This is a genomic window from Qipengyuania sp. (assembly GCF_042095715.1).
Taxonomy (GTDB): domain Bacteria; phylum Pseudomonadota; class Alphaproteobacteria; order Sphingomonadales; family Sphingomonadaceae; genus Qipengyuania.
In genome coordinates this window covers 96,001-119,219 of the sequence record NZ_JBELMO010000003.1, presented here as the reverse complement: position 1 = coordinate 119,219, position 23,219 = coordinate 96,001, and the positions used below count along the sequence as shown (strand labels likewise).

General features: G+C 63.9%; 21 protein-coding genes and 1 tRNA gene. 9 read left to right on the top strand and 13 right to left on the bottom strand.

The window, feature by feature from the left end; genetic code table 11:
* Positions 1-8: 8 nt before the first annotated feature.
* Positions 9-1,136: a hypothetical protein gene (locus ACFDTG_RS02050; RefSeq protein ID WP_375289414.1), complete on the bottom strand. Its 1,128-nt coding sequence runs from the start codon at positions 1,134-1,136 to the stop codon at positions 9-11.
* Between the two features lie 96 nt (positions 1,137-1,232).
* Between ACFDTG_RS02050 and queF the strand changes: the two genes are divergently transcribed.
* Positions 1,233-1,694 (top strand): preQ(1) synthase, encoded by a 462-nt coding sequence (gene queF / locus ACFDTG_RS02045; protein WP_375289432.1) that lies wholly within the window; start codon positions 1,233-1,235, stop codon positions 1,692-1,694.
* Positions 1,695-1,770: 76 nt separating this feature from the next.
* Here the strand turns inward: queF and ACFDTG_RS02040 are convergent.
* From ACFDTG_RS02040 to ACFDTG_RS02030, 3 genes are all read right to left on the bottom strand, one after another.
* Positions 1,771-1,846 (bottom strand) — tRNA-Thr (locus tag ACFDTG_RS02040).
* A gap of 21 nt (positions 1,847-1,867) precedes the next feature.
* Positions 1,868-2,743 carry a hypothetical protein gene (locus ACFDTG_RS02035; protein ID WP_375289413.1) on the bottom strand — a complete coding sequence of 292 codons (876 nt, stop codon included), beginning with the start codon at positions 2,741-2,743 and terminating at the stop codon, positions 1,868-1,870.
* 7 nt (positions 2,744-2,750) lie between these two features.
* Complete coding sequence (locus ACFDTG_RS02030; protein ID WP_375289412.1) at positions 2,751-4,067, bottom strand: replication-associated recombination protein A; 1,317 nt, start codon at positions 4,065-4,067, stop codon at positions 2,751-2,753.
* 182 nt (positions 4,068-4,249) lie between these two features.
* Between ACFDTG_RS02030 and ACFDTG_RS02025 the strand changes: the two genes are divergently transcribed.
* Together ACFDTG_RS02025 and ACFDTG_RS02020 are read left to right on the top strand one after the other, a co-directional pair.
* On the top strand, positions 4,250-4,954 hold the full coding sequence (locus ACFDTG_RS02025; RefSeq protein WP_375289411.1) for a PadR family transcriptional regulator: 705 nt from the start codon (positions 4,250-4,252) through the stop codon (positions 4,952-4,954).
* 59 nt (positions 4,955-5,013) lie between these two features.
* Positions 5,014-5,508, top strand: a complete 495-nt coding sequence (locus ACFDTG_RS02020; protein ID WP_375289410.1) for a hypothetical protein — start codon at positions 5,014-5,016, stop codon at positions 5,506-5,508.
* 3 nt (positions 5,509-5,511) lie between these two features.
* Here ACFDTG_RS02020 and ACFDTG_RS02015 read toward each other — a convergent pair whose 3' ends face one another.
* Entirely contained in the window at positions 5,512-6,660 is a 1,149-nt protein-coding gene (locus ACFDTG_RS02015) for a glycosyltransferase family 4 protein (protein ID WP_375289409.1), read from the bottom strand.
* Positions 6,661-6,834: 174 nt separating this feature from the next.
* Between ACFDTG_RS02015 and ACFDTG_RS02010 the strand changes: the two genes are divergently transcribed.
* The 3 genes from ACFDTG_RS02010 to ACFDTG_RS02000 all read left to right on the top strand — a co-directional run bounded on the left by ACFDTG_RS02010 (position 6,835) and on the right by ACFDTG_RS02000 (position 10,783).
* Entirely contained in the window at positions 6,835-7,959 is a 1,125-nt protein-coding gene (locus ACFDTG_RS02010; RefSeq protein WP_375289408.1) for a phosphoserine transaminase, read from the top strand.
* A 112-nt stretch (positions 7,960-8,071) separates the two neighbouring features.
* On the top strand, positions 8,072-9,658 hold the full coding sequence (gene serA / locus ACFDTG_RS02005; RefSeq protein WP_375289407.1) for a phosphoglycerate dehydrogenase: 1,587 nt from the start codon (positions 8,072-8,074) through the stop codon (positions 9,656-9,658).
* A 15-nt stretch (positions 9,659-9,673) separates the two neighbouring features.
* Positions 9,674-10,783 (top strand): ATP phosphoribosyltransferase regulatory subunit, encoded by a 1,110-nt coding sequence (locus tag ACFDTG_RS02000; protein ID WP_375289406.1) that lies wholly within the window; start codon positions 9,674-9,676, stop codon positions 10,781-10,783.
* Here ACFDTG_RS02000 and ACFDTG_RS01995 read toward each other — a convergent pair.
* The 5 genes from ACFDTG_RS01995 to ACFDTG_RS01975 form a co-directional block, all read right to left on the bottom strand.
* On the bottom strand, positions 10,762-11,385 hold the full coding sequence (locus ACFDTG_RS01995; RefSeq protein ID WP_375289405.1) for a glutathione S-transferase: 624 nt from the start codon (positions 11,383-11,385) through the stop codon (positions 10,762-10,764). The two genes, ACFDTG_RS02000 and ACFDTG_RS01995, sit on opposite strands and share 22 nt — an antisense overlap.
* On the bottom strand, positions 11,378-12,334 hold the full coding sequence (locus ACFDTG_RS01990; RefSeq protein WP_375289404.1) for a rhodanese-related sulfurtransferase: 957 nt from the start codon (positions 12,332-12,334) through the stop codon (positions 11,378-11,380). The genes ACFDTG_RS01995 and ACFDTG_RS01990 overlap by 8 nt, the downstream gene beginning before the upstream one ends.
* Before the next feature lie 60 nt (positions 12,335-12,394).
* The gene (locus tag ACFDTG_RS01985; protein ID WP_375289431.1) at positions 12,395-13,756 is read right to left on the bottom strand and encodes a DUF1501 domain-containing protein; all 1,362 of its coding nucleotides are present in this window, start codon (positions 13,754-13,756) and stop codon (positions 12,395-12,397) included.
* A gap of 81 nt (positions 13,757-13,837) precedes the next feature.
* Positions 13,838-15,646 carry a DUF1800 family protein gene (locus ACFDTG_RS01980; RefSeq protein ID WP_375289403.1) on the bottom strand — a complete coding sequence of 603 codons (1,809 nt, stop codon included), beginning with the start codon at positions 15,644-15,646 and terminating at the stop codon, positions 13,838-13,840.
* A 137-nt stretch (positions 15,647-15,783) separates the two neighbouring features.
* On the bottom strand, positions 15,784-16,599 hold the full coding sequence (locus ACFDTG_RS01975) for an aldo/keto reductase (RefSeq protein WP_375289402.1): 816 nt from the start codon (positions 16,597-16,599) through the stop codon (positions 15,784-15,786).
* A 486-nt stretch (positions 16,600-17,085) separates the two neighbouring features.
* On the opposite strand from ACFDTG_RS01975, the gene ACFDTG_RS01970 reads away from it, so the two are divergent.
* From ACFDTG_RS01970 to ACFDTG_RS01960, 3 genes are all read left to right on the top strand, one after another.
* On the top strand, positions 17,086-18,375 hold the full coding sequence (locus tag ACFDTG_RS01970) for an adenylosuccinate synthase (protein WP_375289401.1): 1,290 nt from the start codon (positions 17,086-17,088) through the stop codon (positions 18,373-18,375).
* Between the two features lie 71 nt (positions 18,376-18,446).
* On the top strand, positions 18,447-19,427 hold the full coding sequence (locus ACFDTG_RS01965) for a winged helix DNA-binding protein (protein WP_375289400.1): 981 nt from the start codon (positions 18,447-18,449) through the stop codon (positions 19,425-19,427).
* An 82-nt stretch (positions 19,428-19,509) separates the two neighbouring features.
* Complete coding sequence (locus ACFDTG_RS01960) at positions 19,510-20,169, top strand: 2OG-Fe(II) oxygenase (RefSeq protein ID WP_375289399.1); 660 nt, start codon at positions 19,510-19,512, stop codon at positions 20,167-20,169.
* Between the two features lie 11 nt (positions 20,170-20,180).
* Here the strand turns inward: ACFDTG_RS01960 and lysA are convergent, their stop codons facing one another.
* The 3 genes from lysA to argH are packed head-to-tail and all read right to left on the bottom strand — an operon-like array spanning position 20,181 to position 23,065.
* Complete coding sequence (lysA, locus tag ACFDTG_RS01955) at positions 20,181-21,443, bottom strand: diaminopimelate decarboxylase (protein WP_375289398.1); 1,263 nt, start codon at positions 21,441-21,443, stop codon at positions 20,181-20,183.
* Positions 21,444-21,452: 9 nt separating this feature from the next.
* Positions 21,453-21,692, bottom strand: coding sequence for a hypothetical protein (locus ACFDTG_RS01950; RefSeq protein ID WP_375289397.1), 240 nt, complete (start codon positions 21,690-21,692; stop codon positions 21,453-21,455).
* A complete protein-coding gene (gene argH, locus ACFDTG_RS01945; RefSeq protein ID WP_375289430.1) occupies positions 21,689-23,065 on the bottom strand; it encodes an argininosuccinate lyase in 1,377 nt (458 codons plus the stop codon). The genes ACFDTG_RS01950 and argH overlap by 4 nt, the downstream gene beginning before the upstream one ends.
* Positions 23,066-23,219: the final 154 nt, after the last annotated feature.

The following is a 23,219-nucleotide window of genomic DNA, read 5'->3' as shown; positions in this document are numbered from 1 at the left end:
CGGATTTGCTAGACAGCGACTGGGGCGCTGTCGAGCTTGCGCTGAGCCAGCGGTGCGAAGCTGCGCGGCCCCTCGTCAAGCCTGAAGGGTTGCGGGCGTGCGCCAGACCCCTGGCCGATGACCAGCGTGGTGACGACGGGATCCACTTCGTCGGCAAGGGCACGCACGCGCATCAGGGGCACCAGCAAGGCGACATTGCCCTGCCTGATCGCGGTTACCTCGGAAAGGGCCAGGCGAAGCTGCCCTTCGAAACGCTGCGATCCCCCCGGCGCAATGCGGTCCGCCTGATGGCGCAGCGGGAGCGGCGCATCGGGGGAAGCCAGTTGGCTATCCAGATGCGTGTCGCGCGCAGCAGACACCAGATCGCCCTCGATCACCAGGTTCGACAGGGCACGCGCTGACGGATTGTGAAGAGTGATCCGGTACGCGACGGTTACGTTCATCAGGCTCCGGTCCATGCGCAGCGCGGCCACTTCCATTTTCAGCCTGGCCCGTTCCGATCGAGGTGCGACTATTGGCGGGACAAATTCCGTCACCGGATCCGAGCGACGACGGCGCCGGAAAACCACCGCGCCAACGAGAATGGCGAGAACCAGCGCGGCAGCGGTGACGAGGATGGCGGAAAATCCGCTGTCTTCCTCACCCGATGGCTCATCCGCCGGTGTTGGGACAGGCTGAGGGACCGGGGTCTCGACCGAGGCGCCGGCCTCCGCGGTTTCCAGCGCCGCCGGCTCGTCGATGCCCGGCGCATCGATTGGCGTATCAACCGACGCCTGCTCGGCAGTCGATGTGCCATCGCTTACCCGGCTGGCGGGGGGCTCGACAGTTGATGGGGCGCGGACTGGCGCGGGTCGCGGCGCGGTCGTCGGAATGGCCGGTTCGGGTCTGGGCGGACGAACGGGCGTCTGCGTCTGCGGTGCCTCCTGCGGCGCGGCCCGACTGGGCGATGGTGTGACGATGGCACGCGGCCGGACCGGGATCGGCCCGTCCGTGTCGACCGGACCCTGCACGGAATTGCCCTGTGTCGGCGTGGGCGTGGGTCCCGGCTCCAGCGAAAACCCCCCGCCCGATTGCGCGAGAGAGGGAGCGGCGAGAGCCGCGATGAGGCTCGATAGAAGAAATGTACGCAGTCGCATGAGAAGAGAGCCGGGGAATCGAGGGAAGCGCGTGAATACGCGGTGAAGCAGATGCATTCCAAGCGCCCGCTTGCCTCCAGGCTGCGATGGGGCCAGATGCGCGGCATGAACGGCACACCGAAATTCCTGGGCGCTACGACGCCGCTACCGTCTTCGCCCGAAGAGGCGGAACTGGACTATGTCGCCAATCCGCGGGCGGGAGAGCTTTACCTGGTTCGCTTCGCCGCCCCCGAGTTTACCTCTCTGTGCCCGGTAACCGGGCAGCCGGACTTCGCCCATCTGGTGCTGGACTACGCGCCGGGGGAAACCATCGTCGAATCGAAAAGCCTGAAGCTGTTCCTGGGCAGCTTCCGCAATCACTGCGGTTTTCACGAGGATGTGACCGTGGGTATCGGAAAACGGCTGTTCGAGGAGATGGCGCCGCGCTGGCTGAGAATCGGCGGGTATTGGTATCCGCGTGGCGGCATTCCAATCGACGTGTTCTGGCAAAGCGGGTCGGCGCCCGAGGGGCTGTGGGTGCCCGAGCAAGGTGTCCAGAGCTACCGGGGCCGAGGCTAAGTTATCCGGCCTGTTTTCGAAGCAAAGGCCCGCAGCGCCGCGAGGAATTCCGAACAAAAATCAAAATCGAAGAGTTTGGTGCCGGCTGCAGGGATCGAACCCGCGGCCCCCTGATTACAAATCAGGTGCTCTACCATCTGAGCTAAGCCGGCATTTGCGCGCCGCCGCTAAGCTCAAAACGCGCCAAAAGTCCAGCCTTCGGTTCGAGCGATATCTTTGGTGAGGCCCGAAGGGGACCAGCGTCTCGTATCGCCCGCCACCTTTCGAAGCCACGCAGCGGCCAGCAACGCGTCGGATGCGTGGTCTTCGATCGCACCCCGCCCCGCGACCGGCGGACTGCCCAGAGTGGTTAGCGACCGGTTCAGTTCCTCGAAACTGCGCATTTTCGCGGTGCCGGGCGTGCGTCCAGCCTCCAGCGCAGCCAGCGTGGTGTAGATTTCCACGAGGACGGAGCCGGTCGCGGGCAGCGGATCGACGGGCCACACGGGAATTTCGCCATGCAAGCCGTGCAGCATGCGCATTCCGGTCAGGCTGGATTTGCCGACTTGCGCGGCGCCGACCAGATTGAAATTGGAATAGGGCCGGCATCCCATGTTCGCCTGAACCTTCTCGGTGACGCGAAATCGTCCGCGGCCGTGCGAAGCGCCGTCGCAGCCGAAATGCACCCCGGTCTGCGTGCCATCGCGAAAAAACGGCCGCGCGGACGGATGGGCCACGAAGCTGTTGGCTCCAAGGTTTGCCTCCGCCGACGCCACCCGGTCGATCAATGCCCACAGGCCACGCGCGTCCTCGGGGCTTTTGTCCCATCCGGGGAAATAGGCGCCGCAATCTGCGAAGGGGAGCGCGATGCCGAGATCCAGCCCGACGAGCGTGTCGGGCGGCAGTTCGTCGCGCAGGACGGCTTGAATCGCTTCCCGGGACCAATCGTGCCTGACGAGAACCGGCGGCCCTCCGACTGCATCGGCGATGGCCAGCGCGATGCCTTTCTGCCGGGGGCCCTTTGCGCCGGACCAGTCGATCGCCACGAAGTGCGTGAAGCGCCCTATCATCCGGGCCTCATCCGCGTTCACGCCTCAGCTTGTCCCAGTAATCGAGCCGCTTCTTCACCTCGCGCTCGAACCCGCGATCCACGGGCGCGTAATAGCTCTGCGGCTCCATCTCTTCGGGCCAGTAGTTGTCGCCGGAAAAACCCTCGTCGGCATCGTGATCGTAGCTGTAGCCGGCGCCATAGCCGATCTGCTTCATCAGCTTGGTGGGGGCGTTCAGGATGTTCTGCGGGGGCATCAGGCTCCCAGTCTCCTTCGCGTTGCGGAAGGAGGATTTCATCGCCTTGTAGGCTGCGTTCGATTTCGGTGCGGTGGCGAGGTAGATGCAGGCCTGGACCAGCGCCAGCTCGCCTTCAGGGCTGCCGAGGAATTCATAGGCATCCTTGGCGGCCATGCACTGCACCAGCGCCTGCGGGTCGGCCATGCCGATGTCCTCCACCGCCATGCGAACCAGCCTACGCGCAAGGAAGCGAGGCTCCTCACCCGCCATGAGCATGCGCGCGAGGTAGTAGAGCGATGCCTGCACGTCGCTTCCCCGCACCGATTTGTGAAGCGCGGAGATAAGGTTGTAATGCCCCTCCCGGTCCTTGTCGTACACCGCGACACGGCGTTGCAGGAACGCCCCCAGCGCGGCGGGATCCAACGGGTCTTCGATCCGCGCATTGTAGAGCGTTTCCACCTGGTTGAGCAGAAAGCGCCCGTCGCCGTCTGCGCTGGCAATCAGCGCGTCGCGCGCCTCGCCAGTAAGGGGCAGCGGCCCCTCCAGTTCCTCGGCCCGATCCAGCAGGCTGGCGAGCGCCGCGGCGTCCAGGCGGTGCAGGATCAGCACCTGCGCACGGCTGAGCAGCGCTGCATTGAGCGCGAAGCTGGGGTTCTCCGTGGTCGCGCCCACGAGGGTGACGGTGCCGCGTTCCACGAAAGGCAGGAAGCCATCCTGCTGTGCCCGATTGAACCGATGGATCTCGTCCACGAACAGCAGGGTGCGCTGCCCGGCTTCGGCGGCGCGATCGGCCTCGGCAAAGGCCTTCTTCAGATCGGCGACGCCGCTGAACACCGCGCTGACCGCCACGAAGCGCATCCCCACGGCATCGGCCAGTAGCCGGGCGATAGTGGTCTTTCCGGTCCCCGGCGGTCCCCACAGGATCATGCTGGAAAGCCGACCTGCCGCCACCATACGCCCGATGGCGCCCTCGATACCGGTCAGATGATCCTGCCCGACCACCTCGCCCAGCACGTTGGGCCGCAGCCGATCGGCCAGCGGGGCATCGTCCGGGGAAGGAATGGGGGCGGGGGAGGGGGGCGCTTCGTCGGCGAACAGATCTGCCATCTCCAACAGATAGCGTACGACACACGAATTGCCATGTTTGCCCGAGCGCGAACCGTCCTCGCATGGAGTCGAACCGGGGTGGCGTTCCTCATCATCTGGCGGGCGAAAAACTTTTCTTTCCCCCTTGTCGGACGGCTCTTACGATATATCTTAGACATATCTTAACATGGAGAGGCTTTGCGATGTACGGATCGAGGAATTTCAGGAAATGGGGTCGGGACTGGCCGGTAACGATCACCATGGGCGCCAAGGGGCGCGACGGCGATTTTGGCGACATGGGCGGCTTCTTCGGCCCGGACGGTTTTTTCGGACCGAGGGGTCCCTTCGGTCCTGATGGTCCCTTCGGCCCCAAAGGCCCCTTCGGTCCGGGCGGCGACCAGCGTGGACGAGATCGCGGCTATCGCGGCAGGCGCAGGCAACGCATGTTCGCGCAAGGAGAATTGCGGCTCCTGCTCCTGCGATTGATCGCCGACGAGCCGCGTCATGGCTACGAACTGATCAAGGCCATCGAGGACATGACCGGCGGCAGCTATGCACCCAGCCCCGGCACGATCTATCCAACTCTGTCCCTGCTGGAGGACGAAGGCGCGATCCGCGAGGTCGAGGGCGATGAACCGCGCCGGGCCTACCAAGTAACCGAAAAGGGCCGCGATGAATTGAAGGAGCGGGCCGAAGATGCGGCAGCTCTGATGGAACGGCTTACCGGCCAGGCGGAAGACCGCGCGCAGCGCCACCGCGCTTTCGCAACGCCGGAGATGTTCCGTGCGCTCGGCAATCTCGCGCAGGTCGTGAAGAACAAGGCCCGTCACGGCAGACTGGACGAAGACACCATGGCCGAGATCGTCGACCTTATCGACGAAATGGCTCGCAAGATCGAACGCCTTTGAGTCGCGTCGCCCGGATGCTATCCCTCCCCGCAGGGCGCGCAGTCTGCGGGGAGAGCACCATGGTTGAGTTCGTAGAGGATGATTCGGCGCGCGCGGTGCCGGTGCGCACCGCCACGGCAGAAGGCACGCCGTGGCATTTGTGGGCGGTGGGGGTCGTCTCTCTGCTGTGGAATGCCTTCGGAGCTAACGATTATCTCCAGACGCAGCTGGGCAACCTAGCCTATTTCGAAACCATGCTGGGCGGCATGGAGGTTACCCCTGCGCAGGCCATGGCGTATTTCCAGAGCTTTCCCGTCGGCGTGACGGGTTTCTGGGCGCTTGGCGTATGGGGCGCCGTTGCCGGGTCCATCCTGTTGTTGCTGCGCACGCGTTTGGCCGTCTGGGCCTTCGCGGGTTCCCTGATCGGATTGGGCGTCAACACCCTGTATCAGCTGCTGACGCCGCAACCTGACTGGATAGATTCATCGACCCCGATGACCATCGTGATCTGGTCGGTTGCGACCTTCCTGTTGATCCACGCCATCAGCATGCGCGGCAAGGGCGTGCTGCGATAAACGTCAGCGTTGGCGCGCCATGACCAGCCGCAAATAGGTGTCGGCCATTTCGCGATTGATCCGGTCCCAGTCGAACAGCCGGCTGCGCGCTTCGCCTGCCGCGCCGTGCTCTTGCCGCAGCTCGGGCTGTTCGATGTAGCGTTGCAGCGCATCTGCGAAACCTGCCGTATCGCCTGGCGTCACCAACACGCCGGTGACGCCATCCTTTACCAGCGTGGTCGCCCCGGTTGCGCGGGCGGCAACCACCGGCACTCCGCAGGCCATCGCCTCCAGCGTGACGTTGCCGAAGGTCTCGGTAATCGACGGGTTGAAGAACATGTCCATACAGGCGACCCAGCGCCCCAGATCATCACCCGTCTGATATCCGGCGAAACGGGCTTCGGGCACTTGCTCTGAAAACCATTCCCTTGCCGGCCCATCGCCCAGGACCAGAACCTTGTGCGGCACCTTCCGGCGTTGGAGTTCCTTCATGGTTTCGGCGAATTCGGGCAGCCCCTTTTCCATGACGACCCGGCCCAGGAAGCCGATCGCGACCTCATCGTCCTCGATCCCGATCCCGTGTCGCAGCGCCGGGTCGCGCACACCGGAATTGAAGATGTCGCGGTTTACCCCGCGGGACCATATGCCGATATCGCGATGCATGCGCTGTTCGCGCAGCACGTCGACCATCCCGTCAGAAGGGGCGACCAGCGCATCGCACTTGCGATAAAGCGCGCGCAGCCATGCCTCGACCGCGCCCTGCATGAAACCCAGATGGTAATACTGCGGGTAAGTCTCGAACCGGGTGTGGACGCTGGCGAGGACCGGAACGCCGTGTCCGCGCGCCCATTTCGCGGCCTGTCGGCTCGCCCGGTCGGGGCTGGCGACATGGACGATATTGGGGCGGAAATCCTCGAAATTCTCTTTCGCTTCGCCGAAGAGGCCCAGGGGAATGCGATATTCGCTCCGCCCCGGAATGGCGAAGCTGGGTAGCGGCACAATCTCGCCCGGCTGTTCCACCTGCGGATTATCGATGGTTGGGGCGAAGATCCGCACTTGTGCGCCCTCGTCCAGCATGAACCTGACCAGGCGGCCCAGCGCCTGCGTTGGCCCGTCGCGCACCATGTTGTAATTGCCGGTGACGAGTGCGATCCGTAGGTCCGAAATCTTCATTCGCCGCGCCTTAGTTTGCGCCGCTTGATTTGGCGAGGGCGGCAACGATCCTTCACCCGGCGCGCTTCACCGCATAATTACCGGTATTCATTGACTCGGCGGCTCGCAACTTTATGTGCGGCGCCGGGCCACGCGGTCCCAACGCCGCGCGTGCTCTCTGCAAGGAGAGAATACATGACTGCTTCCAAACCGGCGCGCAAGCCAGCGCGTCCGTTCTTCTCGTCCGGTCCCTGCGCCAAGCCGCCGGGATGGTCCCCCGACAAGATTGCTACCCAATCGCTCGGGCGTTCGCATCGCTCCAAGCTGGGCAAGGCGCGTCTGCAATATTGCATCGACCTGATCCGAGAGGTTCTGGAGGTGCCCGACAGCCATCTGATCGGCATTGTGCCCGGTTCCGATACCGGAGCCGTCGAAATGGCCATGTGGACGATGCTGGGTGCGCGCGGTGTGACCACGCTCGCCTGGGAAAGCTTCGGCGAAGGCTGGGTGACCGACGCTCTCAAGCAGCTCAAGATCGATCCGACCGTTATCCGTGCCGATTATGGCGAACTGCCCGATCTTTCGCAGGTGGACTGGTCCACCGATGTGGTGTTCACCTGGAACGGCACGACCAGCGGGGTGAAGGTGCCCGATGGCGAATGGATCGCGGCGGATCGTAAAGGCCTGGCCATCGCGGATGCCACCAGCGCCGTGTTCGCGCAGGATATCGCCTGGGACAAAGTCGATGTGCTGACCTTTTCGTGGCAGAAGGTGCTCGGCGGCGAGGGCGCGCATGGCGTGCTGATCCTGGGTCCGCGCGCGGTCGAGCGGCTGGAAAGTTATACGCCTGCCTGGCCGCTGCCCAAGCTGTTCCGCATGACCAAGGGCGGAAAGCTGATCGAGGGCATCTTCAAGGGCGAAACCATCAACACCCCGTCCATGCTGGCGGTGGAAGATGCGATCTTCGCGCTCGAATGGGCGAAGTGCGTCGGTGGTCTGGCCGGAATGAAGCGCCGCGCCGAAGCCAATGCCGCTGCGCTCGATAAACTGGTTCAGGAACGCGCGTGGCTGGGCCATCTCGTTGCCGATCCGGCCAACCGCTCCAACACCAGCGTCTGTCTGACGGTTGAGGGCGCGGATGCGGATTTCATCAAGAAGTTCGGCGGTCTGCTCGAAGCCGAAGATGCCGCCTACGACATTGCCGGATATCGCGATGCGCCAGCGGGCCTGCGGATCTGGTGCGGATCGACCGTTGAGACCGCCGATATCGAAGCGCTCGGCCCCTGGCTCGACTGGGCCTGGGACACGCTCCGCAACTAATTCATGTGTCTCCCGGTTTTGCACCGGGGTTCCGCTCTTTCTTCTGTCCCGCCGTCCGCAAGGACGCGGGACCCCGGAGCATCTCCGGGGTTACGATCCAAGGATTTCCCTGATGACCAGCAAACCCAAAGTCCTCATTTCCGACAAGATGGATGACAACGCCGCGCGTATCTTCGCCGAAAACGGCTGCGACGTGGATGTGAAGCCGGGCATGACGCCCGACGAGTTGAAAGCCGTTATCGGTGAATACGATGGCCTCGCCATCCGCTCCGCCACGAAGGTAACCGCCGACATCCTGGACGCCGCGACCAATCTCAAGGTGATCGGCCGGGCCGGAATCGGCGTCGACAACGTCGATATCCCCGCGGCGAGCTCCAAGGGCGTGGTCGTGATGAACACGCCGTTCGGCAACTCGATCACCACCGCCGAACATGCGATCGCCATGATGTTCGCACTCGCGCGGCAGATTCCGGAAGCGAACACCCGTACGCAGGCGGGCGAATGGCCCAAGAACGCGTTCATGGGTGTCGAGGTGACGGGCAAGACCCTGGGCCTGATCGGCGCGGGCAATATCGGCACCATCGTGGCGGCCCGGGCCAACGGCCTCAGGATGAAGGTCGTCGCCTACGACCCGTTCCTGACGCCCGAGCGCGCGATCGAGATCGGTGTGGAGAAGGTCACTCTGGACGAGTTGCTGGCGCGGGCCGATTTCATCACCCTGCACACGCCGCTGACCGACGAGACCCGCAATATTCTCAGCCGCGAGAATCTCGCCAAGACCAAGCAGGGCGTGCGTATCGTCAATTGCGCGAGGGGCGGGCTGATCGACGAAGCGGCGCTGGCCGACGCGCTCGACAGCGGGCAGGTCGCGGGCGCGGCGCTGGACGTGTTCCAGGCCGAACCTGCCAAGGAGAGCCCGCTGTTCGGCAAGCCCAACTTCATCTGCACCCCTCACCTGGGTGCCTCGACCACCGAAGCGCAGGTAAACGTCGCCCTGCAAGTGGCTGAACAGATGGCGGATTATCTCGTCACGGGGGGCGTCACCAATGCCCTCAACATGCCCAGCCTCAGTGCGGAGGAGGCGCCCAAGCTCAGGCCCTACATGGCCTTGGCGACCAATCTCGGCAGCTTGGTCGGACAGCTCGCGCATGGCAGCCTGAGCGAAATCAGCATCGAACGCGAAGGGGCCGCTGCGAGCCTTTCCGGAAAGCCCATCACCGGCGCGGTGCTAGCGGGCCTGATGCGCCGCTATTCCGACACCGTGAACATGGTCAACGCCCCGTTCCTCGCCAAGGAGCGCGGCCTCGATGTGCGCGAAGTTCGACATGATCGCGAGGGCGTATACCAGACTCTCATCCGCGTGACGGTCAAGACCAGCCAGGGAGATCGGTCCGTCGCCGGCACACTATTCGGCCCCAGCGCACCGCGTCTGGTGGAGATTTTCGGAGTGGGAATCGAAGCCGAACTGTCGGGCCACATGCTCTACATCGTAAACGAGGACGCGCCCGGCTTCATCGGACGCATCGGTTCCCTGCTGGGCGACAACGGCATCAACATCGGCACCTTCCACCTCGGCCGCAGGGACACCGGTGGCGAAGCAGTGCTGCTGCTGAGTGTCGATCAGCCGATCCCGGAGGAGGTTGTGAAGGCGGCCTGCGCGCTGGAAGGCGTGAAGGTGGTGACGCCGCTGGAGTTCTAGGGCAGGGGGCCGTTCATGACGGAACTCGACGACCTGCTGCCCGAAGGGCTTGCCGATGCACTCCCTGCGGAAGCCGCCGCGGTGACACGAGCCATGCGCGCGGCGCTCGATACGATGGACGCACACGGTTACGACCGGGTGCGTCCGCCGCTTATCGAATTCGAACGCTCTTTCTCCCAGCGCATGGAGGGTGTCAGCACGCGCCGGATGGTGCGCTTCACCGATCCGGTCAGCCTGCGGACGCTGGCGGTTCGCAGCGACATGACCCCGCAGGTCGGCCGGATTGCCGCGACCGCGCTGGCGCATGCCACGCGTCCGCTACGGCTATGCTACGCGGGTGAAGTCGCCACGATCCGGGCGGACCAGCTCGATCCTGCGCGCCAGCGCCTGCAATTGGGCGCGGAGATCATCGGCAGCGACACGGTCGCGGCAGCGCGTGAGGCCGTGGAACTGGCGGTGGACGCCGTGATCGCCGCTGGCGCAAAGAAGATCTCGGTCGATTTCACCCTGCCCGATCTGGTGGACACGCTGGCATCGGGGATGCTGCCACTGCCCTCCGGTGCGGTCGATGCCGTGCGCCGCGAGCTGGACATGAAGGATGCGGGCGGCCTGGTCGAAGCGGGGGGTGAGGACTATCTGCCGCTTCTCTATGCGGCGGGTCCGCTGGAGGAAGCGCTTGGGCGCCTCGCCGAGATGGATGATGGCGGTGCGCTTGCCAGTCGGCTGGGTGCGCTGCGTGAAATCGCATCGGGGCTCGGCGAAGGGGTCCGCGTCACGCTCGATCCTACCGAGCGACATGGCTTCGAATATCAGAGCTGGTTCGGGTTCGCGCTTTATGCCTACGGTGCGCGGCACGCGATCGGTCGCGGGGGCACCTATGTCATCCACGGAAGCGACGAGCCGGCGGTCGGATTTTCGCTCTATCTCGAACCTCTCCTGGAGGCGATCGGTCTCGAAGGCGAAGCGCGCGACGTCCTGTTCCTGCCTGCCGAACACGACCTCGAAGCAGCGCGGCGCCTGCGCGCTATCGGTTGGCGGACGGTGGCGGCGCTGTCCGACGATGACGATGCGGCTGCCTTGGGTTGCACGCATGTGCTGCAAGATCAGGAGCCGCGTGTGCTCTGATCCGGGCGCCAGGGCTCATGCTTGGCCATGATGGCTTCAAAAAGGTCCGAGCTCGTCAGGCTTTGAAGCCATCCCCGCGCGCGGGGCACGGGTTGCTGATCGAACCATGCCCGGTCGGCGTTGGCGAATTGCCGCACGAAGGGGAAAATGGCGATATCCGCGAAGCCGCGCCGTTCGCCGCACAGGAATTTCTGAGAAGCGAGCCGTTCTTCCAGCGCCATCACATGCTGGATGGCCTGGGTGCGATGCGTGACCGGGTCCGCATCCTCGTACCGCGTCGCGTATTTGTAACGGTCGAGGTGATGCTTGAAAGGGCCATCGTTCGACGCGAGCAGGTCCGCATCCTGCCGTTGCAGCCACGCTTCCGGGTCTCTCACCGATAGCGCCCAATGCATGATATCGAGGCTTTCCTCTAGGACACGTCCGCTGTCCAGCTGGAGGACCGGCACGGTTCCCTTTGGCGAAGCTTCCAGCATTTGCGCCGGTTTGTCCCGCAATACGACCTCGCGATGCTCGTAGGACACGCCGCTCACATGCAGGGCCATTCGCGCCCGCATCGCATAAGGGCAGCGGCGAAAGCTATAGAGGGCGGCCTCAGCCATTATCGCTGTCAGCCGGATAGCGCGCCCCGATGTGCGTCTGTCCCCGCTTCGCCGCCAAATCCTCCTGCCGTTGACGTTCGGCATACCGTGCGCGCTGCTCCTCATTGCGTTGCGAAGCGCAATGCGGGCAGGAAACGCCTTCCTGGTAATGCTCCGAGGCGCGATCGTTCGCAGTGAGCGGCATCCGGCAGGCACGGCAAAGCGTGTGCTCGCCAGGTTCGAGGCCATGCCCCACGCTCACCCGCTCATCGAAGACGAAGCAATCACCTTCCCACAGGCTTTCGCGTTCTTCCATCTGCTCGAGATAGGCGAGGATGCCTCCCTTGAGATGATAGACCTCCTCGATACCTTCCGAGCGGAGGAAGGCCGTCGATTTTTCGCAACGTATGCCCCCGGTGCAGAACATGGCGATTTTCGGCGCATTGCGCCCCTGGGTCAGCGCGGTGCGATTGTCGCGAAACCAGGCTGGAAAATCGCTGAAGCTGGCGGTCTTCGGATTGATGGCACCGGCGAATGTGCCGATCTGCACCTCGTAGTCGTTGCGCGTATCGATCACGATCGTTTCCGGATCCGCGACCAGAGCGTTCCAGTCTTCCGGGGCCACATAGGTACCTACGGCCCCTAGCGGATCCAGATCGGGCTGGCCCATGGTCACGATCTCCTTCTTCAGCCTCACCTTCATGCGGCGGAAGGGTGGATCGGCGGCGTGAGAGAACTTCACCTCCAGTTCGGAACAGCCCGGGAGGGCGTGGATATGCTCCAGCACCACGTCGATGGCGGCGTGGCTGCCGGCAATCGTCCCGTTGATACCTTCACGGGCGAGCAGAAGCGTGCCGCAGATATTCTGGCGTTCGCACAATTGCAGCAAGGGCGCGCGCAGCCGTTCGGGCTCGGAAAAGCGAGCGAAGCGATAAAGGGCGGCAATGCGGTAGGCTTGGGGATCTGGCACGCCGCGCCCATACCAAGCGCGCGTGCCTCTCGCCACCTTGCGATGGCGCGGACCGCATTCTCAGGCCGCTGGCGCCATGAAACCGAGGTCGGGCGTAGCGAATCTGCCGAGATTGGGAGCGATCGCGCTCAGTTCGCTGTCGGCAACTCCAAACCAGCGGCCCAGCGTGCCCATGTACTGATCGACCGATGTTGTCGGGAGCAATCGGCCATTGCCCACCTGATCCTCCGTCTTGAGCGAAATCGCCGGGGCCGTACCGTAATAGCGACCGCCGCGCACTGCTCCGCCCATCACCAGATGGTGCGATCCCCAGCCGTGATCGGAGCCGTCTCCGTTGGAGGCAAGCGTCCGACCGAAATCCGAGGCGGTGAAGGTGGTGACCTTGTCCGCGACCCCGAGTTCCACCATCGCCGCATGGAAGGCCGAGAGGGCGAAGTCGAGTTGCCCCATCAATTGCGGGTGCTTGGTCGGTTGATTGTCATGCGTGTCGAACCCTCCCATCGACACCATGAAGACCTGGCGCTTCACTCCCATCGCCCGGCGCGCCGCAATCAGTCGCGCGACCACGTTGAGCTGACCGGCAAGCCCGTTGCTGCCGCTGGCGGGCGCGAAACTGGTCCCGAGCCTGACCGGTTCCAGCGCTGCGGTGACGAAGGCCTCAGCCTCGATCGAGCGCTTGACGATGGCGCAGTGATCGGCGGCAAGAACATGCGGATTTGCCTGTGTGAGCAGCGCGGACAGCGCATCACCCGCAGATCGCGAGCCGTAAACGCCGCCCTTAACCCCGTTCACTGGAATCGCCCCGTTCGGCGAGATCTGATAGGAAAGGGCGCGCTGGCCGGACAGGAACACAGCATTTCCGGCGGCGGACATGCAGGTGAACAGAGCGTTGTGGTTGCTGGACATCGCCAGATCGCCCATCCGCCCGCCAGCACCGATTGTCGCGCCTTCTGTCGAATAGGCCTGCCAGGATGATTGCTGATCGTTGTGGCTGAACAGCTTGGGGGGGCGCGGGACGGCACCACTCTTGTACTGCGCAAGCGTCATCGGCGCCAGCAAGGGGCCCACGTTGAGCAGCGGAGCCATGTCGCCCGAAGCATAGAGGCGCGCAAGGTTGGGCATTGCAGGCGACAGCGCATAGGTGATGTCGTGATTGGTCACCTGCCCTGGGGGGATACTGAGCACTGTCGCGGAAAGATCGGAGCGGGCAGGGGTCAGCCCACCGCCACCTTCCCCGTCGCCGCCGCGAATTTCTGCGTAACGCGCGTAGTTCGTCGCATCGAACGGCACCAGCATCGCATTGTGGTCGTTCCCTCCATAAAGGAACACGCAGACCAGCGCCTTGTAATCGTCCCCCGCGCTGAAGGCGGCCGCCTCGCCAAGTCCGGCAAGACCCAGAGCATAGGATGAAGCGGCTCCCATGGCTGCCAATTGCCCGCTCCTCCGCAAAAAGAGACGGCGTGAAAGATCCTGCGATTGGCCGATGAACATGCGCGTCACTCCTCAACGCTGGACCAGATATTCCGGTGCGGCCATGACGAGCAGCACGGCCGTTCGCACCTGGCGAAGCTTGGTCTTCTCATCGCCGGTCTGCGCGATCGATTTGGCGTTCAGCGCGCCAAGGATGATCGAACGACTTGTTTCGGAAAGCTGTTTTGCCGTCAGCAGCAGATCGAGCCGGTCGAGTAGCGCTGTGCTGTCGTGTGCAAGGGCGAGCTCATCGGTGAAGCTGAGGCTCAGGTCGCGGGTGGCCCATTCCGTCCCCTCCAGCACGCGTTGCATGAAGTTGACGTAGGCCGGTGCCGAACTCTCGTCGACAAGCTGGAGTTCGGGCGCGACCATCGCATTGGCCGCGACATTCGAATTGGCGGGGACATAGCCGGGGCGGAAAAAATTGAACACGGAGGGTGATCGCAGGGGGCTTTGGGAAAGGCGCGAGCTGGGGTCCGAAGTGTTGCGGATCGTCCACTTGCCCGATGCGGAGCTGCCGCCGAAGGTGCGTGCGGCCTGGGCTAGTCGCAAGATCGGCTCGCGTAGCTTTCCAAAGCTGTTGCTGCTTGCATTGGCGCCGGCCAGGGCCTCGTCATCGAGCCAGATCGCGCGGAATACCGCCGCCAGATCGCCGCGTACGCCCTTGCCGTTGTTGTCGAAGACGGACGCGACGCGCCGGACGTAGCCGGGGGCGGGATTGCTGGTGACGAGCCGCTGGATCAGTTGGCGCGCAACGAACGGCCCCACATTTTTGTGATTGAACAGCGTGTCGAGTGCCACCCGCAGGCTCTCCGCGGGCCCGGTCCCAGCCGGGATGGTTGCGCCCAGAAAAAATTTCGCTTCCGCCGAATGGTAGCCGCTGGTTCGGGGCTTGCGCCATTTCGCCGGGTCCGCCGTCATCGGCTTCAGCGCGTAATCGACAGTGGAAACGGTGCCGCTTCCCCCCGGTGCTGGAACTTCGGTCGTCCCGGTCCAGTCGAAATCGTACCCGGTAAATGCCTTGGCCAGCTCCTGAACATCGCTGTTGCCATAGGTTTCGATGGGCTGTCCGCTCGAATCCAGCCGCGGCGATCCATCATTGTTGAGCTCGTACAGGCCGATGGTGAACAGCTGCATCACTTCGCGGGCGTAATTTTCGTCCGCCTGACGCCCTTTTCCGTCCGCCGCGCGGTTGCCCAGAGTGTTGAGCCAGGTGCCCATTGCGGGATTTAACGTTATCTTCTCGAGCAGCGTCCGGAAGTTGCCGAATGCGTCTTCGGAAAGAATATCCCAGTATCGTGCCATGGCCTGGCTTTTCCAGCGGAAGTCCACGCCGTTGAGAGACACCACGAACATTTCCGACAACGCCAGCGCAGCGCGTATGCGCACTTCTCCTGATGCGTCCATCAGCTGGAACCAGGCCATGTGATCGCCCGGATCCTTCATGTCGTAATAGCGGTTGTCGTCGATCGCGGTGAAGCTGTTCGATTCGAGCCACCGCACCGCTGACACGCCCGGCGACGCCATCTGGCGATTGAGCCACGGTTCGTAGCCCTCGCTCCGGAGCGATTCCAGCTCGCGAGAGGATGCGGCTATCCCTGTCTGAAGCAGAAACCTGGCCGCCTCGGCATCGCTGGTCGGCTTTCGCGCAGTCGCGCCTGCGATTGGGGCGTCGGTGCCGCTGCCGGCGCTGGCCCCGCCGCCGCCGCCACATGCGGCGACCGCAAGAGCCAGCCCGGCAGCGGCAAGGGGTGGTGCTGGCCGGGCATGAACTCTTGCGTCATCAACGGTTTCGGGCCGACAATCGGCATCCGCTTCGGCGAGCCCTGCGCACATCGTCATCGTGACCCGATCCCGTCCAAGGGGCGAATGCGCCCGACCCAGCCCGCACTTTTACGCGGCGGTTCTAAACGGGTCTTTTCAGGATGGGGTTAGGTCGGAATTTACCATGCGGGGCGGTTCCGCCCCTTCACGCCGGGTCAGTCCAGTTCGGCCGGATCCGGCCCCATGCGTCCGTCCGGATCATCGAGCGCATCGATGCGGCTCATCTGATCGTCGGACAGCTTGGCGTCGAGCGCGGCAAAATTGGCCTCCATGTGTTCGCGCGAAGACGCTTTGGGTATCGGCAGAAGACCATGCTGCAAATGCCAGCGGAGCACGACCGTACTCTCGTCCAACCCGGTTTCTTCGGCGATGGCACCGATGACCGGGTTGTCCAGACCGTTGCCTTGACCCAGCGGAGACCAGCACTGGGTCACGATACCCATGTCATCGTGCACCTTGCGCAGCGCGGTTTGCTGGAAACTGGGGTGCAATTCGATCTGATTGAGCGCCGGGGTCACTCCGGTGTCGTCGACGATGCGCTTCAGATCCTCTTCACGGAAATTCGATACGCCGATGGACTTGGCCTTGCCGTCATCACGCAGGGCGATCAGCGCCTTCCACGTTTCCACGAACTTGTCCTTTCCGGGGCAGGGCCAGTGGATCAACAGCATGTCGACATGATCACGGCCGAGCCGCTCCAGGCACTTGTCTGCGGCCTTCAGCGTACGATCGTAGCCCTGGCTTTCGTTCCAGATCTTGGTTTGCAGGAAGACATCGGCCCAATCGCCCAGGCCTTCACCGACGCCTTTTTCATTTTGGTATATCGCCGCCGTGTCGATCAGCCAGTAACCGACGTCGCGGGCCTTCCTGACGGCATCCGGCGCGTCTTCGTTTTCGATCTTGTAAGTGCCGAAACCCAGATGGGGAATTTGCCGGCCGTCGTTCAAGGTAAGTGTTGGTTGTTCGGTCATTTGGTTCTCCGTCTCTTGAAGCACGAACGAACGTATGGCGCTTAGTGTCCGACATTCGCGCCGCTGGCGAAGGCACTTTTTAAGATTGTGCTGTCATTACCGGGCTGCGCCCGGGTCCATGGGGTGCGTCGAGGGCGGGGAAAGCCTCTCCCGGCGGGTCCAACCGGGAGAGGCCCGCGGCAGCTAAGCAAGCTCCGGGCGGAGCCGCTGCCGCGATCCCGGAGACGGCAATTGCCGCCCCAATTCTCCACTCGCACAATCGCGAGCGCTACCGGTCAGGTGAGCAAAAACATACCCGCCCCCAGCCGGCGATTGCCTGGTCTCTGACAGCTTTAACCACGATCGACAACACAATTGTAAACCCCCCGTTAATCTTTTTTGGTCGCAGAAAATCGCGCAATTCGGACTTTGGATGGCTCACGCTGTTGCCGCCCATTGCCCAAGGGCCTAAGCCGCCGCCGATTTGCCACACGGAAGGAACAACAGTTGGCCAATGTCACGGTGATCGGCGCGCAATGGGGCGACGAAGGCAAGGGCAAGATCGTGGATTGGCTCGCGAGCCGGGCGGATGCCGTGGTGCGCTTCCAGGGTGGGCACAATGCCGGCCACACACTGGTGGTCGGTGACACGACATACAAGCTCAGCCTGCTTCCCAGTGGCATCGTGACCGGCACGCTCAGCATCGTGGGCAACGGTGTCGTTCTCGATCCCTGGGCGCTCAAGGCGGAGATAGAGAAGCTCGAGGGGCAGGGCGTTTCCATAACGAACGACAATTTCGCCGTGGCCGACAATTGCGCGTTGATCCTTCCCCTGCATCGGGATCTGGACGGGCTGCGCGAAACGGCGGCAGGTGCTGGAAAGATCGGCACCACGGGGCGTGGGATCGGCCCCGCATACGAAGACAAGGTCGGACGCCGTGCCATTCGCGTGTGCGATCTGGCGCACCTGGACAGTCTCGAACCCCAACTCGATCGTCTGTGTGCGCATCATGATGCCCTGAGGGCCGGTTTCGGCCAGCCGGCAGTGGATCGGGCGGCCCTTCTGGAAGAGCTGCGCGAAATCGCACCATACGTTCTTCAATATGCTCAGCCGGTGTGGAAGCGGCTCAAGAAAGTGCGCAAGGCGGGCGCGCGCATCCTGTTCGAAGGCGCGCAAGGGGTGCTTCTCGACGTCGATCACGGGACCTACCCCTTCGTGACCAGTTCCAACACAGTAAGCGGAACGGCTGCGGCGGGAAGCGGCCTTGGGCCCGGCAGCACGGGCTTCGTGCTCGGGATCGTGAAAGCCTACACCACACGCGTGGGAAGCGGTCCGTTTCCCACGGAGCTCAGCGACGATACTGGCCAGCGGCTGGGTGAACGCGGCCATGAATTCGGCACGGTTACCGGGCGCAAGCGGCGTTGCGGATGGTTCGATGCGGTGCTGGTCCGGCAGAGCTGTGCGATCAGCGGCGTGACCGGTATCGCGCTGACGAAGCTCGATGTGCTCGACGGGTTCGACACAGTGAAGATCTGCACGGGCTACCGGCTTCACGGCAAGATCATGGATTATTTCCCCTCGCATTCGGCCGATCAGGCCGCCGTGGAGCCGATCTACGAGGAGATGGAAGGCTGGCGCGAGACCACGGCCGGGGCGCGCAGCTGGGCGGATCTGCCGGCACAGGCGATCAAATATGTCCAACGCGTGCAGGAGCTTATCGAGACCCCCGTGGCGCTGATATCCACCAGCCCCGAGCGTGACGATACAATCCTGGTCCGCGACCCGTTCCTTGACTGATCGGGCCGCTCGACACTTGACTAGCTGACTGCGTGTTCTACATTTGTTCGCACGATTCGAAAGGTGCGAACATGGGGCAACTGGCTTACGCTTTTGACGACCGCGGTGGCGTGCTTACGTCTGCCGGTGGCGAAATGGCGCCCACCGTATCGCTGTTGGGCGAAGGTCGGGCGCTGGAGCGCATGAAAGCGGATGTCGCCCGGGCGGGAGTCTCCGTGCGTAATGCAGGTCCGCTGGCCGGATTGTTGGGGGAAACGGCGGTGCCACTGGGCGAGGTGGTCATGGTCGAGTGCCGGCAGGTTTCGGGCGCGAGTCTGGCCGCGCTGGTCCGACTCGACGCGCGTGCCGCGCGGGCCGGGGCGGAAGTTCTGGCATTCACCAGCGAAGAGGCTCTGGAAGATGTCTTCGGTTGCCTGGCGTCTGCCCGGGTCCAGTATCTGCTCGATGCCTTTCCTGCGGAACGCCTGGCCGCGCTGGGAGCGGCGCTTGGGCAGGTGCCGGGCTCCCGGGTCCGCGAAATGGACGAGGAGGAGCGGCTCGCGCTCTTGCGCCTGACGCAGGAGGTTTCGCGGCTCGCCAGTAAGGTGGATCGCCTGGACCCGGCGTACGGGACGAAGCTTTCCCACGACAGCCATAGCCGTTCTGCTTTTCCTGATCTTGCAGGCGACACGAGCAGCCGTGGTGAACGACATGCGCGTCCGTCTCTGCCCGATCCGCGCCTCGTGCAGCAGATCATTCGCCAGCGGCGCTTGCGGGGGCGATACTTCAAGCCCGATCTGTTTGCCGATCCGGCATGGGATATCCTGCTGGATCTCACGGCGGCGCGTGCCGAACATCGCCGGGTTTCGGTCAGTTCGCTGTGTATCGCCGCGGCAGTACCGCCGACCACGGGGCTGCGCTGGATCGCCCAGATGACGGAGGCGGGATTGCTGGTGCGCGAGCAGGACGACAGGGATCGCAGGCGCGCTTTTCTCACGCTTTCGGATTGGGCGGCGGAGGCCATGGCCCAATATTTCGATGCGCTGGGTAAGGATGCGCTGAAGATGATCTAGCCAGATCATCCGCCCGATTGCGCGGAATTGTAAGGCGTTATATCAAGTCGCACAATCTCCCGTGTTTCGAGGGTATTGATCGGTGCATGTTTCGATCCCAGTCGACAGGCGGAGGTCGCTGCCGCCCCAGGTTCGCACCAGGCAGGGCAACATTGTCCGAACGGCACGGTCGCTGAGCGGCAAGCCCATCGGGCTGGTCGAGGATTTCGTTACCGAAGCCGAGCGCAAGCAGCTCCTGTTTCACGCACGGTCTCCTACCGCGAAATGGAACGACCGGCTGCCCCCGGACGATGTGTGGTTCGGCCGCATGATCGACCCTGTGGACATGCCGCCAAAGCTTCTGAAACTAATGGCGCAGATCCGCCGGCGCGCGGCGCGGCACATCGCGTCGCACTACGCCATTTCGGAACCGCTCTACGCCGACACCCTGCAGCTTGTCCGCTGGCGGCCCGGAGACAGTCAGGACGCCCATGCCGACTGCGAGCAACCCGATGGCCAACCCAACGAGTTTCCGTGGCGGGCCTTTGCCTCGATCATCTATCTCAACGATGAATTCGAGGGTGGGCGGATCCATTTCCCGAAGCTGGGGCTCGAACCGCCCATCAAGCCGCGCATGATGGCCTTCTTCCCGTCAACCGCCGATTACCTGCACGGGGTTACGGAGGTCACCCAGGGAATACGCTTCACGCACAGCTGCTTCTATACCTTCGATCCGGCCCACCACGACGGACACCGGGTCTAGGCACCAAGGGTCTAGGCGAGCCAGTCGGGAACCTGCTCGGCATCCATGATGGCGCTGGCTTCGATGCGCTCCGCCACGATGGCGAACTTGTCGTCGTTTACCAGTACCTCGGCCACGAAGCCCCGCGAATTATAGCTGGACGCCATCGTCGCGCCATAGGCGCCCGCGGTGCGGAAGACCGCGAGATCGCCCGCCTGAAGCGCATCGCATTCGCGGTCCATTGCGAAGGTATCGCCGGTCTCGCATATGGGCCCGACGATATGGGCGGTGCAGCGTTCGCCGGTCGGCTCGACGGCGTCGAAATCGTGCCATGCGCCATACATCGCCGGTCGGGCCAGATCGTTCATCGCCGCATCGACCACCACGAAGGGCGGGCCGTTCGAGCTGCGCTTGGTGCGGATAGTGCGCGTGAGCAGCACCCCAGCGTCTGCGGCGATGAAACGCCCGGGCTCGAACATCAGCTGGGCATCCCACCCCTTCGTGACGCGCGCCACCATCGCGCCGTATTCGGCTGCGGTCGGAAACGTCTCGCCCTCGCGATAGGGCACGCCCAGGCCACCGCCCAGGTCGGCGTGGGTGACGGCGTAACCCGCCTCCCGTAGCTCGCCGATTAGTTTGCCGACCTTGCCGAAGGCGGTTTCAAGCGGTTCGAGTTCGGAAAGCTGGCTGCCGATATGGACAGCCACGCCCCGCATGTTCAGCCCATCTTCCGCCGCCAGCGCGGAATAGAGGGCACCAGCGCGGTCGATCGGAACGCCGAACTTGTTCTCGCTTTTTCCGGTCGAGATCTTGGCGTGGGTACGTGCGTCCACGTCGGGATTCACCCGCAGCGCGCAGTTTGCGATGAAGCCATGGCGCCGGGCCAGCAGCGCCAGCTCGTAACCTTCTTCCTCGCTTTCGAGATTGAACTGGCCGATCCCCGTTTCCAGGGCCTGCAACAGCTCCGCATGGGTTTTGCCCACGCCGGAGAAGACGACATCCTCTGGCGCAATGCCCGCCGCGATCGCGCGCGCGAGTTCTCCGCCCGAAACCACGTCCGCGCCGAAGCCCTCGCGCCCCAGGGCCCGCAGGACGGAAAGATTGGGGTTGGCCTTCACGGCGAAGGCGATGTGCGGATTGTCCAGCTCGCTCAGGCCATCGCGAAACGCCCGCGCGTTATCCAGCAAGGCAGCCAGGGAATAGACGTAAACCGGCGTTCCCACTTCCTCCGCGATGAGAGGCAGGGGGACGTTTTCGGCGTGCAATACGCCGTTCCTGAATTCGAAGGCGGCCATCGGAATACTCTATTGAGGGGGTAGGTCGAAGGGATCGTCTTCACGCTCTTCGGAACGGCTGCGCAGTTCCGTGGTGCGCGTGGGGACCGCCAGGACAGGCGGTTCCAGAAGGGCATCGGCGTCGGGCGTGGTTCGCGCTCCGAACGGGGCGGGGGGAAGGCTCTCGCCCGCGGCAGGCCGCAGCTCCGCGCGCTGCGCACAGCCTGCCAGCGCCAGGGCGAGCAGGGTGAAGGAAGCAATTTTGATCATCTGTCCATCCCCAATGCCTGCCGCGCCGCAGCCACCTGCTCGCGTACCCGATCGGGCGCGGTCCCGCCATAGGACGAACGCGAAGCGACAGAGGCATCGACCGAAAGCGCCCGATAGACCCGATCGTCTATCCTTGCGTCGATCCCGGTCAGCTGGTCCAGGGTCAGTTCGTCGAGCGCGACGCCCTGACTCTCGGCCAGTTTCACCGCCGCCCCGGTGATATGATGCGCCTCGCGAAATGGAATCCCGGCTTCACGCACCAGCCAGTCCGCAAGGTCCGTCGCGGTGGCGAATCCCGCTTCGGCGGCGGCGCGCATCCGATCGGCGTTGAAGGTGGCGCCCGCGATCATCCCTTGCATCGCCGCGAGACTGAGATCGAGCAGGCCCGCCGCCTCGAACACGGGCGGCTTGTCGTCCTGCATGTCCTTCGAATAGGCCAGCGGCAGGCCCTTCATCGTCACCATCAAGCTGGTGAGGGAGCCCATTATCCGCCCCGAATGACCACGCACCAGTTCGGCGGCGTCCGGGTTCTTTTTCTGCGGCATGATCGAACTGCCGGTGGACAGCGTATCGGGCAGGCGGACGAAGCCGAACGGCTGGCTGGCCCAAAGGATCAGCTCTTCCGCCAAACGGGACAGGTGGATCGCGCATTGCGCCGCAGCCTGGAGGAAATCGAGCGCGAAATCCCGGTCCGATACCGAATCGAGGCTGTTCGCGGTCGGGCGTGTGAAGCCGAGGGCGCTTGCGGTGGCGTTGCGATCGATGGCAAAACCGGTGCCGGCGAGAGCGGCGCTGCCAAGCGGGCATTCGTCCATGCGGGCCCGCGCGTCGGCAAACCGCGAGACATCGCGTTTAGCCATCTCGAAATAGGCCATCAGGTGATGACCCAGCGTCACCGGCTGCGCCGTCTGGAGATGCGTGAAGCCGGGCATGATCGTGTCGGCGTTTTCGCCAGCGCGCGTTACCAGAGCGGTTTGCAGCGCTATCAGGCCCTGCTCCGCCCGCTCGCAGGCGGCACGGGTCCACAAGCGAAAATCGGTTGCGACCTGATCGTTGCGGCTTCGCGCGGTGTGCAGCCGGCCTGCCGTGGGGCCGATCAGGTCGGTGAGGCGGGATTCCACGGTCATGTGGATATCCTCCAGGTCCCAGTTCTCGGGAACGCCCTCGGCCTCGTACTCGGCGGCGATGGCCTGTAGACCCTCGTCGATGGCTTTCGCGTCTTCGGCGGAAATAATTTCCTGCGCGGCCAGCATGGCCACATGAGCGCGGCTGCCCCTGATATCTTCACGCCACAACGCCTTGTCGAATGGGATCGAAGCGTTGATTTCCCGCATGATCGCACTAGGTCCGGCAGCGAACCTGCCGCCCCACATCTGGTTGGAGCCCGAATTGTCCCGCTTTTCGCTCACTACGTCCGCTGCTCTCGTCCTGCTGCTGGCGGGGTGCGATAGAGGCGCTCCACCCCCGGCGCAAGAAACCTCCGCCGCTGCCGCCCCCGTTTCCAGGCCAAAGACTGCGGGTGCCATA